This is a genomic window from Klebsiella sp. Ech2A (genome assembly GCF_030078455.1).
In the GTDB taxonomy this organism is placed as follows: Bacteria; Pseudomonadota; Gammaproteobacteria; order Enterobacterales; family Enterobacteriaceae; genus Klebsiella; species Klebsiella terrigena.
The window spans coordinates 54,654-66,114 of record NZ_JAQGFU010000009.1 but is presented as its reverse complement, the minus strand read 5'-3'; the positions used below and the strand labels follow the sequence as shown (position 1 = coordinate 66,114).

Annotated in this window: 8 protein-coding genes and 1 pseudogene; 2 read left to right on the top strand and 7 right to left on the bottom strand. The window is 61.5% G+C overall.

Annotated elements, in window-relative coordinates:
• The 3 genes and pseudogenes from PFH44_RS04145 to iclR all read right to left on the bottom strand — a co-directional run.
• Positions 1 to 414: pseudogene (locus PFH44_RS04145) on the bottom strand (CDP-alcohol phosphatidyltransferase family protein); the annotation flags it as partial.
• A 98-nt stretch (positions 415 to 512) separates the two neighbouring features.
• The gene (locus PFH44_RS04140; protein WP_045853484.1) at positions 513 to 941 is read right to left on the bottom strand and encodes an ASCH domain-containing protein; all 429 of its coding nucleotides are present in this window, start codon (positions 939 to 941) and stop codon (positions 513 to 515) included.
• Position 942: 1 nt separating this feature from the next.
• On the bottom strand, positions 943 to 1,770 hold the full coding sequence (gene iclR / locus PFH44_RS04135; protein ID WP_045853483.1) for a glyoxylate bypass operon transcriptional repressor IclR: 828 nt from the start codon (positions 1,768 to 1,770) through the stop codon (positions 943 to 945).
• Between the two features lie 195 nt (positions 1,771 to 1,965).
• On the opposite strand from iclR, the gene metH reads away from it, so the two are divergent.
• A complete protein-coding gene (gene metH / locus PFH44_RS04130) occupies positions 1,966 to 5,649 on the top strand; it encodes a methionine synthase (RefSeq protein WP_283824368.1) in 3,684 nt (1,227 codons plus the stop codon).
• Between the two features lie 211 nt (positions 5,650 to 5,860).
• The gene (locus tag PFH44_RS04125) at positions 5,861 to 7,492 is read left to right on the top strand and encodes a Na/Pi cotransporter family protein (RefSeq protein WP_132514468.1); all 1,632 of its coding nucleotides are present in this window, start codon (positions 5,861 to 5,863) and stop codon (positions 7,490 to 7,492) included.
• A gap of 100 nt (positions 7,493 to 7,592) precedes the next feature.
• On the opposite strand, the gene pepE is transcribed toward PFH44_RS04125, so the two are convergent.
• The 4 genes from pepE to PFH44_RS04105 form a co-directional block, all read right to left on the bottom strand.
• Positions 7,593 to 8,282, bottom strand: coding sequence for a dipeptidase PepE (gene pepE / locus PFH44_RS04120; protein ID WP_283824367.1), 690 nt, complete (start codon positions 8,280 to 8,282; stop codon positions 7,593 to 7,595).
• Between the two features lie 235 nt (positions 8,283 to 8,517).
• Positions 8,518 to 9,330, bottom strand: coding sequence for a shikimate 5-dehydrogenase (locus PFH44_RS04115; protein ID WP_283824366.1), 813 nt, complete (start codon positions 9,328 to 9,330; stop codon positions 8,518 to 8,520).
• Entirely contained in the window at positions 9,323 to 10,552 is a 1,230-nt protein-coding gene (gene sorE, locus PFH44_RS04110) for an L-sorbose 1-phosphate reductase (protein ID WP_283824365.1), read from the bottom strand. Before sorE ends, PFH44_RS04115 begins: the two co-directional genes overlap by 8 nt.
• A 76-nt stretch (positions 10,553 to 10,628) precedes the next feature.
• Positions 10,629 to 11,453: a PTS system mannose/fructose/sorbose family transporter subunit IID gene (locus PFH44_RS04105; protein WP_041143571.1), complete on the bottom strand. Its 825-nt coding sequence runs from the start codon at positions 11,451 to 11,453 to the stop codon at positions 10,629 to 10,631.
• Positions 11,454 to 11,461 lie beyond the last annotated feature (8 nt).

Here is an 11,461-nt window from a genome sequence, read left to right as displayed (position 1 = left end):
CGCCAGCAGCGCGCAGCCCCAGCCGAGCGCGACCGCCGACGGATAAAGCGTCAGGCCGTAGCCTACGCCGAGCAGCAGCAGCGTGTCGGATACGCGATCGGGAAGTTCGTTATAGACGGCGCCAGCCGGGCTGCGCAGACCGCCCTCGACGGCGACCATCCCGTCAAGAAGGTTGCAGATTAATCGTCCCTGAATACCTACGGCGGCGGCGATAAAAAGGATCCGCTGGCCGATTTGATCCTCAACCCGCCACACGGCCAGATAGCACAGGGCGGAGAGCGCGGCAAAGGCGATACTGAAGAGAGAGATACCGTTCGGCGTACAGCCTTTACGGCGTAGATACCGCGCGGCGGCGGTGGCCCAGCGAGTCTCGCGCGCCCGGATGGGGCGGCGATCCTGGATTTCCTTTTCCATAGTTGCGTGCTCATTTTTGTTTTAAGAGCACATATTATATACAGCTTTCGCGGAAATTAACGCATACCGCCGCAGGCCAGGGTCATCTCGCTCGCGGTTCAGGGCAACGGCGCATCGGCGACCTCGATCAGCGCGAACTCCTCGTAAACCAGCTCCATCTCCGGCGACCAGCTCCCTTCACGCTCGAAGAAGGCCCGGTGAGCCTGCTGCCAGTAGTCCAGGCTCAAATCGCCTTCACCCTCCAGCGCGGCAAGATCCGCGGTCATCTCATTAAAGCGAATAATTCTGAGCGCCAGGGTGCGGATGACGCACGCCGGCTCGCCCGCGCCGTTGAGCACGATGTGCAACGAGCCCGGGGTTACCGGAGGATTTTCCTGCCGATAGCTGGCAAGCGAGCCGCAGGTGCCGCGCTTTTTCCCGGCGATAACCAGCGCCACCAGCTCGTCGGCCAGCGCGGGGGAATCGCCAAATGACCAGCAGAAGGCGCCGGGATAGCGCTGCTGCCAGAGGGCCTGCAGATCGCTCATCTTAGCGAACCCCGCCGTAGGCCAGAGTCACCTCTTTGGCCGCTTTAATCGCCAGCGCGCCGAGCTCGGTGACGCGATCGTCGGTCATCCGCGAGATAGGCCCGGAGATGGAGATCGCGGCAAACGGTTCGCGGTGTTCGTCATAGATGCAGGATGCGACGCAGCGCAGGCCCAGGGCATGCTCTTCGTCGTCGAACGAATAGCCGCGCTTGCGCGTCTGGGCGAGGTCCTCTTTCAGATGCAGCGGCGATACCAGGGTGGCGTGGGTGTAGGCGTGCAGCCCTTTGCGGTGCAGAAGGCCGGTGACCTGCTCTTCGCTCAGCTGGGACAGGAAGGCTTTACCCGCGCCGGAGGCGTGCATCGGCAGCTTGCCGCCAATCGGCGCCGACATGCGCATCAGCTGCGTACACTGCACCTGGTCGATGATAATCGCCTGGTGGTCGCCCTGATCCAGCACCGCCAGGTTGACCGTTTCGCCGGAGTCCTCCATCAGCTGGCGCAGAATAGGGTGCACGATGGCCAGCAGGTTGCGGCTTTGTAGAAAGCTGCTGCCGACCACAAAAGCGTGGGCGCCGACGGACCAGTGCCCGAGATCGCCCACCTGGCGCACGAAGCCCAGCTGCTGCATGGTCGTCAGCAGGCGGTGGGTTGTCGAGTTCGGCAGGCCGGCCTGCTGCGCCAGCTCGGTTAACGCGACGCTGCCGTGCGATTCAGAAATCCATTCGAGTAACTTTAGCCCACGGGTAAGCGACTGAACCTGTCCGCCAGCCTGAGGGGCGGCGGGCGTCGCGGGTTTTCTGCCGCGCTTTGCGGGAACGGGAGTAGCCATCGCAGATTCCTTTTTTCTGTATCGTGGAAATAGTTTTCGTTTTATTTGCCCATTTTGCAATCACAACCGGACTGATCGGATGAGTGAAGCTGAACATGTCTCATATTGCCCGCGGTTCCCTTTCCCGCCCCTGTGGTTTATGCCAGTATGGTTCGTTGAGTTTTTCGGTCTGGTTGAGCGTTGTCGGGAGCGAGTGTGAGCAGCAAAGTTGAGCAACTGCATCAGCAGTTAAAAAAACGTATTTTGGTTCTGGATGGGGGCATGGGCACCATGATCCAGGGCTATCGTCTGAGTGAAGAAGAGTTCCGCGGCGCGCGCTTTGCCGACTGGCCTTGTGACCTCAAAGGCAATAACGACCTGCTGGTGCTCAGCAAACCGGACGCGATCCGCGCCATTCACGACGCCTATTTCGAGGCCGGCGCGGACATCATTGAGACCAACACCTTTAACTCGACGACGATCGCGATGGCGGATTACCAGATGGAATCCCTGTCGGCGGAAATCAACTTTGCCGCGGCGCAGCTGGCGCGCGCCAGCGCTGACGCGTGGACCGCCCGCACGCCGGAAAAGCCGCGCTTCGTCGCGGGGGTCCTCGGCCCGACTAACCGCACCGCCTCTATCTCTCCTGACGTTAACGACCCGGCCTACCGCAACATCACCTTCGACGGGCTGGTGGAAGCCTACCGTGAGTCAACGAAGGCGCTGGTGGAAGGGGGCGTCGACCTGATTATGATTGAGACGGTATTCGACACCCTCAACGCCAAAGCGGCAATCTTTGCGGTTAAAGAGGAGCTTGAGGCGCTGGGCGTCGATCTGCCGATCATGATTTCCGGCACCATCACCGATGCCTCCGGGCGTACGCTCTCCGGGCAGACCACCGAAGCCTTTTACAACTCGCTGCGCCACGCCGATGCGCTCACCTTCGGCCTCAACTGTGCCCTGGGCCCGGATGAGCTGCGCCAGTACGTGCAGGAGCTCTCGCGCATCGCCGAATGCTACGTCACCGCGCACCCCAACGCGGGCCTGCCGAACGCCTTTGGTGAATACGATCTGGATGCCGATACCATGGCCGCGCAAATTCGCGAATGGGCTGAATCAGGGTTCCTGAATATTGTCGGCGGCTGCTGCGGTACGACGCCGGAGCATATCGCGGCCATGTCGCGCGCCGTTGCCGGGCTGGCGCCGCGCGCGCTGCCGGAAATCCCGGTGGCCTGCCGCCTTGCCGGCCTCGAGCCGCTGAATATCGGCGATGACAGCCTGTTTGTTAACGTCGGCGAACGGACCAACGTGACCGGCTCTGCGAAGTTCAAGCGGCTGATTAAAGAAGAAAAATATAATGAAGCGCTGGACGTTGCCCGCCAGCAGGTCGAGAGCGGCGCGCAGATTATCGATATCAACATGGATGAGGGGATGCTCGACGCGGAAGCGGCGATGGTGCGTTTCCTCAACCTGATTGCCGGTGAGCCCGATATTGCCCGCGTGCCGATCATGATCGACTCCTCGAAGTGGGAAGTCATCGAAAAAGGCCTGAAGTGCATTCAGGGCAAAGGCATCGTCAACTCTATCTCAATGAAAGAGGGGATCGAACCATTTATCCATCACGCTAAAAAAGTGCGCCGCTACGGCGCCGCCGTGGTGGTGATGGCCTTCGACGAGCAGGGCCAGGCCGATACGCGCGCGCGCAAAATCGAGATTTGCCGCCGGGCGTACAAAATTCTGACCGAAGAGGTGGGCTTCCCGCCGGAAGATATTATCTTCGACCCCAATATCTTCGCGGTGGCGACCGGTATTGAAGAGCACAACAACTATGCGCAGGACTTTATCGGCGCCTGTGAAGATATCAAACGCGAGCTGCCGCATGCGCTGATTTCCGGCGGCGTCTCCAACGTCTCGTTCTCCTTCCGCGGCAACGATCCGGTCCGCGAGGCGATTCATGCCGTCTTCCTGTACTACGCCATTCGTAACGGCATGGACATGGGGATTGTGAACGCCGGGCAGCTGGCGATTTATGACGACCTGCCCGCCGAGCTGCGCGATGCCGTCGAAGACGTGATCCTCAACCGTCACGCCGAGGGCACCGATCGCCTGCTGGAGCTGGCGGAAAAATATCGCGGCAGCAAAACGGACGACTCCGCCAACGCCCAGCAGGCGGAATGGCGCAGCTGGGACGTTAAAAAGCGTCTTGAATACTCGCTGGTGAAAGGGATCACCGAATTTATCGAGCTGGACACCGAAGAGGCGCGTCAGCAGTCGACCCGCCCCATCGAGGTGATTGAAGGCCCGCTGATGGACGGCATGAACGTGGTGGGCGACCTGTTCGGCGAGGGCAAAATGTTCCTCCCGCAGGTGGTGAAATCGGCCCGCGTGATGAAGCAGGCGGTGGCCTACCTCGAGCCCTATATTGAGGCCAGCAAAGAGAAGGGTTCCAGCAACGGCAAGATGGTGATCGCCACCGTCAAAGGCGACGTGCACGACATCGGTAAAAACATCGTCGGCGTGGTGCTGCAGTGTAATAACTACGAAATCATCGATCTTGGGGTGATGGTTCCGGCGGATAAAATTCTCAAAACCGCCCGTGAAGTGAATGCCGACCTGATCGGCCTCTCCGGGCTGATCACCCCGTCGCTGGATGAAATGGTCAACGTGGCGAAAGAGATGGAGCGCCAGGGCTTTACCCTGCCGCTGCTGATTGGCGGCGCGACCACCTCCAAAGCGCATACGGCGGTCAAAATCGAGCAGAACTACAGCGGCCCGACGGTCTACGTGCAGAACGCCTCGCGTACCGTTGGCGTCGTGGCGGCGCTGCTTTCCGACACCCAGCGCGATGACTTCGTTGCCCGCACGCGTAAAGAGTACGAAACCGTGCGTATTCAGCATGGGCGCAAGAAGCCGCGCACTCCGCCGGTCACCCTGGAGGCCGCCCGGGATAACGACCTGGCGTTTGACTGGGAGAGCTATACGCCGCCGGTGGCCCATCGCCTCGGCGTGCAGGAGGTCGAAGCCAGCATCGAAACGCTGCGTAACTATATCGACTGGACGCCGTTCTTTATGACCTGGTCGCTGGCCGGGAAATATCCGCGTATCCTCGAGGATGAAGTGGTGGGCGAAGAGGCGCAGCGGCTGTTTAAAGATGCCAACGACCTGCTAGATAAGCTGAGCGCCGAGAAGTCGCTGAACCCGCGCGGGGTGGTGGGGTTATTCCCGGCTAACCGCGTTGGCGACGACATCGAAATCTACCGCGACGAGACGCGCACCCACGTTCTGACCGTCAGCCATCACCTGCGCCAGCAGACCGAGAAGGTCGGATTTGCCAACTACTGCCTCGCCGATTTTGTCGCGCCGAAGCTGAGCGGCAAGGCCGACTATCTTGGCGCATTCGCGGTGACCGGCGGGCTGGAAGAGGACGCGCTGGCCGAGGCCTTTGACGCTCAGCACGATGATTACAATAAAATCATGGTCAAAGCGATCGCCGACCGTCTGGCCGAAGCGTTTGCGGAATATCTGCACGAGCGGGTGCGTAAGGTTTACTGGGGCTATGCCGCGAACGAGAATCTGAGCAACGAGGAGCTGATCCGCGAGAACTATCAGGGGATTCGCCCGGCGCCGGGCTATCCGGCCTGCCCGGAGCATACCGAAAAAGGTGTGATCTGGGAGCTGCTGGACGTGGAGGCGCATACCGGCATGCAGCTGACCGAATCGTTCGCCATGTGGCCGGGCGCCTCGGTCTCCGGCTGGTACTTCAGCCATCCGGACAGCAAGTACTACGCGGTGGCGCAGATCCAGCGCGATCAGGTTGAGGATTACGCGCGGCGCAAAGGAATGACTCCTGAGGAAGTTGAGCGCTGGCTGGCGCCGAATCTGGGCTACGACGCGGACTAGACCACAGTCTGTCACAAATCTGTCATCTTATCTTACAACTTACAGGGCGCTCCGAGGGCGCCCTGTCTCTTTATTGCGGCTAAACCCTTATACTGGAGTATTGATTCAGAACGCCCGGACTATGTAGCCCGGCTAAGCGTAGCGCCGCCGGGGGAATTCCCGACGGGGCTATCCGTCGTTATCCGTCGGGTAATAAGGAGAACAAGAATCCGTGTTAACTTTGCTGCACCTGCTTTCTGCCGTCGCTCTGCTGGTTTGGGGCACCCATATCGTTCGTACCGGCGTGATGCGCGTCTATGGCGCGCGCCTGCGATCCGTTCTCAGCAGTAGCGTTGAGAAAAAGCCGCTCGCCTTCTGCGCCGGTATTGGCGTTACGGCTCTGGTCCAGAGCAGCAACGCTACCACCATGCTGGTGACCTCGTTTGTCGCCCAGGACCTGGTCGCGCTGGCCCCGGCGCTGGTGATTGTGCTGGGCGCCGACGTGGGGACCGCGCTGATGGCGAGGGTGCTGACCTTCGACCTCTCATGGCTCTCGCCGCTGCTGATTTTTATCGGCGTGATTTTCTTTCTTGGCCGCAAGCAGACCCGCGCGGGCCAGCTGGGGCGGGTTGGTATCGGGCTGGGGCTGATTTTACTGGCGCTGGAGCTGATCGTACAGGCGGTGCACCCCATCACCCAGGCCAACGGCGTGCAGGTGATATTCGCCTCGCTGACCGGCGATATCATGCTGGATGCGCTGATTGGCGCCATGTTCGCAATAGTGAGCTACTCCAGCCTCGCGGCGGTGCTGCTAACCGCCACGCTCACCTCCACCGGCGTAATTTCGTTCCCGGTCGCGCTGTGCCTGGTTATCGGCGCGAACCTCGGCTCCGGGATCCTGGCGATGATCAACAACAGCGCCGCCAACGCCGCCGCGCGCCGCGTCGCGCTGGGCAGCCTGCTGTTCAAGCTGGTGGGCAGCCTGATCATCCTGCCGTTTGTCCACCTGCTGGCCGATACGATGCACAGGCTGCCGCTGCCGGAAGCGGAGCTGGTGATTTACTTCCACGTCTTCTACAACCTGATTCGCTGCGTGGCAATGGTGCCGTTTGCCGAGCCGATGGCCCGGCTCTGCCGGCGCCTGATTCAGGAAGAGCCCGAGCAGGACCTGCACCTGAAGCCGAAGCATCTGGATCCCTCGGCGCTGGATACGCCGGCCCTGGCGTTGGCCAACGCCGCGCGTGAGACGCTACGCATTGGCGACGCCATGGAGCAGATGCTGGACGGCCTGCGCAAGGTGATGCACGGCGAGCCGCGGGAAGAGAAGGCGTTGCGTCGGCTGGCGGACGACATCAACGTGCTCTATACCGCCATCAAGCTCTATCTGGCGCGGATGCCGAAAGACGAGCTCGCCGAAGAAGAGTCACGCCGCTGGGCGGAGATTATCGAAATGGCGCTCAACCTCGAGCAGGCTTCCGATATCGTGGAGAGAATGGGCAGCGAAATTGCCGATAAGTCGCTGGCCGCGCGGCGGGCCTTCTCCGTTGAAGGGTTGAAGGAGCTCGACGGCCTGTACGATCAGCTGCTGAGCAACCTCCAGCTGGCGATGTCGGTCTTCTTCTCCAGCGACGTCCCGAGCGCCCGGCGCCTGCGCCGCAACAAGCACCGTTTCCGCATCATGAACCGCCGCTACGCGCACGCGCACGTCGATCGCCTGCACCAGCAGAACGTGCAGAGCATTGAAACCAGCTCGCTGCATCTGGGGCTGCTGGGCGATATGAAGCGTCTCAACTCGCTGTTCTGTTCGGTCGCCTACAGCGTGATGGAGCAGCCGGACGAAGATGACGAGCGGGATGATTATTAAGCGCTAAGGCCGCTGCCGACCGCAGCGCCGCGGGAAAACCCCGCAGGCGCTGCGCTAGCCTGGCCCGCGACTCTCCCCGGCGGGGAGAGAGGGAAGGCGGTTAAAACCGGTGGCCGGCGGCGACGGGAACCGCTTCTTTTCCGGCAGTAAACACCAGCGTTGGGTTCGGGCCGCCGAGGGTGGCATGTCCCTGCGCAACCTGAATCCAGTTTCCTTCCGGTAAACCGATAATCACCAGCTCCGGCGCCACTACCAGCAGCTCGCGGATCCGCTGTTCGCGGGTTTCGCCCTGGTGTCCTTCCGGCAGGGCGTTGGTGAAGTGGGGGTTAATCTGCAGCGGGAACAGCCCCAGGGCGTCAAACCCCTGCGGGTCAACGATCGGCATATCGTTGGTGGTGCGGATGGTCGGGCAGGCGAGATTGGCGCCGGCGCTCCAGCCGATATACAGCGCGCCGCGCCTGACCACGTCAACGATTGGCGCCAGCAGGCCGCGCGTGCGGCACTCTTTGAGCAGTTGGAAGGTATTACCGCCGCCGACGATGACCACGTCGGCGGTCTCAATCGCCGCGATGGGATCCGCGACGCTGTGAATGCCCGTGACGCTCACGCCCAGAGGGGCAAAGACCGCGGCGGTTTTTGCCGTGTAATCATCCCAGGTCTGCGTGACGCCGGCGAAGGGGATAAACACCGCCGAACGGCGGCCGTTCAGCTGCCCGGAAATGACCGGCAGCGCATGTTCCAGCCATGCCTTGCCGGGCAGGGTTGAGTTACTCAGTAGCAGTAGTTCCATCTTTTCTCCGTGATAACCACCGTCATTCAGGCCGTTTGCGCGGTGGCTGCGCCGCAAAACGCGCCGCTGCGCCTGAACGTCTATGGTCTGGCCATAATGACAAAGTCGGCTGGCGATCCTACCACCGCTTGCCCCTGCGCTCGCTGACGTGGCTCACGATGTTGTCAGGTTGCGGCACGCCACGCCGCCGCAACCTGCGCATCACGGCCCGAGTATCTCCTGACGATGCGGGCGTTTAGCCCGCGCGGGCAAACGCCGCCGCTTCGTTAATCAGCGCCTCGTCCGGGCGCACGCCGGTGTACAGCACAAACTGCTCTACCGCCTGCAGGGCAATCACCTCCGCGCCGCTGATGGTGCGTTTATCCAGCCGCTGCGCCAGGCGGATCAGCGGCGTCTCCGGCGGCAGGGCCACCACGTCAAACACCACGTCGGCACCCTCGACCATGGCCTGGCTGAAGGCCAGCGTCTCGGCGTACTCTCCGCCCGCCATGCCGAGAGGGGTGACGTTGACCAGGATAGCCGCCGCGATCCCCTCAGGCTGCGGCTGCCACTGGAAGCCGTACTGTTTTGCCAGCGCCAGGCCGCTATCGCGATTGCGGGCGGCGATAATGACATCGCGGAAGCCAGCGTCGCGAAACGCGGCGATGACCGCCTTCGCCATGCCGCCGCTTCCCTGAATCATCACCTTCGCCGTGCGCGCCAGACTGTGGCTGTCGATCAGGCTTTTCACCGCGATATAGTCGGTGTTGAGGCCGGTCAGCCTGCCGCTATCGTTGACGATGGTATTGACTGAATCAATCACCTTTGCAGAAGGGTCGATAGCGTCGAGAAACGGCATGCAGCTCTCTTTGAACGGCATGGATACCGCGCAGCCGCGAATGCCCAACGCCCGAACGCCTTGTACCGCCGCCGCAATATCCTGCGTCGTAAAGGCTTTGTAGATGTAGTTTAGCCCCAGCTTTTCATAGAGGTAGTTATGAAAACGGGTGCCGAAGTTGCCCGGGCGGCTGGCCAGCGACATGCAGAGCTGAGTATCGCGATTAATCATGGGTAATATCCTCCGCGTTGGCCAGCAGATACTGCTCGGCTTCGCCGGACCAGATCCCGTGATGGCGCTCCATAATTGCCGCCAGCGCCGGATCGGCAATGCTGCCCAGCGGCGTCAGCGGGATCGATTTTCCGGTATAAACCAGCTTCTTGCCGCCGCCGACGGCCGGTAAATCGAGGGTGGTTTCGCCCGCGGCGTTGAGCCCAAGAATATGGGTCACCACCTTCGCCGTCTGCACCTTTTTCTCCTGCATCAGCGCCACGGCGGCGCGCATATCGTCAGTGTTGCCCCCGGAGGTGCCGACGTAGTGGGTAAAGGCGTAGTGGACGTCGTAAAAGTTAACCGGCGCGCTAAACTGTTTATCCTGCGGGCCGGCGAAGAAGTTCAGGCAGCCATCGGCGGCCAGCAGCGAGGAGGCCAGGGTAATCAGCTCCTCTTTCGGTACGAAAACGAAAATATCGTCAAACCCGTGGCCGCCGGTCAGCGCCATCAGCGTCTCCCGGCTGGCGTCATGGCCGTCGAGGTAGTGGATCAGGGTTTGCGGCTCTGAAGGATAGTGCCGACGGGCGTAGCTCAGCTTGGGCTTATTGGTGTCGGTGACCACCAGCAGAGAGGGGTTGATCGGGCCGTGCAGGGCATAGTCAATGGCCAGCAGGCCCATCGGGCCGGTGCCGCCGAGGATCAGGGTGCGCCCCTGCGGCCGGATGCCCATCGTATGGTTATAGGTGCCTTCCTGCAGGTGATAGTTGGCGTTGAAGGCGCCAATAACGCAGGAGAGCGGCTCAACCAGCGAGCCTTCAAACCAGGTATCGCCCTCCCAGGGGAGCAGGCAGTCCTGGGTCATCACCTCGTCGGGGATCACCACGTGGGTGGCTTCGCCGCCGATCCACTGGAAGGAGTAGCCGGGACAATCCGGGCGATCCGGCAGCTGCAGGTTGGCCTGAATCACGTAGCGCTGGCCGGGGTGGAATTTGTGCTGCCACTTTTTGCCGACCGCGAGGATTTCGCCGCAAAACTCATGCCCGATGACGATCGGATTGAGCGCAACGTCGTCCGGGACCTTTTTGTGATCTTCGCCCTGATTGGCCTCTTTCCATGAGGAGAGGCACAGGCTGTCGGTGACCACCCGGGCGAGAATTTCATCATCCCCCATCGGCGGGAGTTCGAAAGTTTCCAGGCGCAGATCGCGTTTGCCATACAGACGTAGAGCCGTAGTTTTCATGTTTACCACCTCATCCCCTTACTCTTGCGGGGTTAGTTTATTGAAGCCGCCCCGACGGTAGCGCCGGGGCGAAAGATCAGGACAGGAAGCCCAGCGCGTTACCGATAATCCCGAGGCCGAACAGGGCGAAAATGAGCCAGACCGGGTTCACCTTCTTATTGAGCAGGCGCACCATCAGCAGCGTCAGCCCCAGGGCCAGCAGGCCAGGGCAAAGCTGGTCGAGGATGTTCTGCACGGTCATGGTGACGGTGGCGCCGTCAGCGCCCGGAGTTTGGGAGACCACCAGCGGTACGTTGATGGTGGTCCACTTCGTCACCAGCACGCCCATCACAAACAGGCCGAGGATTGAGGCGCCTTCGGTGAGCTTTTGCAGCAGGTTGCCGCCCATATCGCTGACGATATTGACCCCTTTGCGAAAGCCAAGCTGCAGCCCGTACCACTTCATGGCCAGACGTACCGCGTTGAAAATAAAGAAGAACAGCAGCGGGCCAAGAATATTTCCGGAGAGCGCCAGCGAGGCGCCGAGCGCGGCGGTAATCGGGCGCAGGGTTCCCCAGACCAGCGGGTCGCCGACCCCCGCCAGCGGTCCCATCAGCCCGACCTTGATGCCGTTAATCGCGCCGTCGTCAATCGCCGCGCCGTTGGCGCGCGCCTCTTCCATCGCGGCGGTGACGCCCAGCACCGGGCCGCAAACCGCGGGGGTGGTATTGAAGAACACCAGGTGGCGCTTGAGGGCCGCAACCTGATCCTCCTTCAGCGGGTAGAGGCGTTTGATCGCCGGGATCATGTCGTAGCAAAATCCCAGGCCATGAATACGTTCGAAGTTAAAAGAGGCCTGCTGCAGGTTGGAGCGCAGAAACATGCTAACCAGGTCGCCTTGCGTGAGTTTTTTCTGTTCCATGGTCGGCT

Excerpts from the sequence above, each read along its gene's own strand:
- PFH44_RS04140 (WP_045853484.1), bottom strand. The coding sequence starts at position 941 with ATGAGCGATCTGCAGGCCCTCTGGCAGCAGCGCTATCCCGGCGCCTTC.
- iclR (WP_045853483.1), bottom strand. The coding sequence starts at position 1,770 with ATGGCTACTCCCGTTCCCGCAAAGCGCGGCAGAAAACCCGCGACGCCC.
- pepE (WP_283824367.1), bottom strand. The coding sequence starts at position 8,282 with ATGGAACTACTGCTACTGAGTAACTCAACCCTGCCCGGCAAGGCATGG.
- PFH44_RS04115 (WP_283824366.1), bottom strand. The coding sequence starts at position 9,330 with ATGATTAATCGCGATACTCAGCTCTGCATGTCGCTGGCCAGCCGCCCG.
- sorE (WP_283824365.1), bottom strand. The coding sequence starts at position 10,552 with ATGAAAACTACGGCTCTACGTCTGTATGGCAAACGCGATCTGCGCCTG.
- PFH44_RS04105 (WP_041143571.1), bottom strand. The coding sequence starts at position 11,453 with ATGGAACAGAAAAAACTCACGCAAGGCGACCTGGTTAGCATGTTTCTG.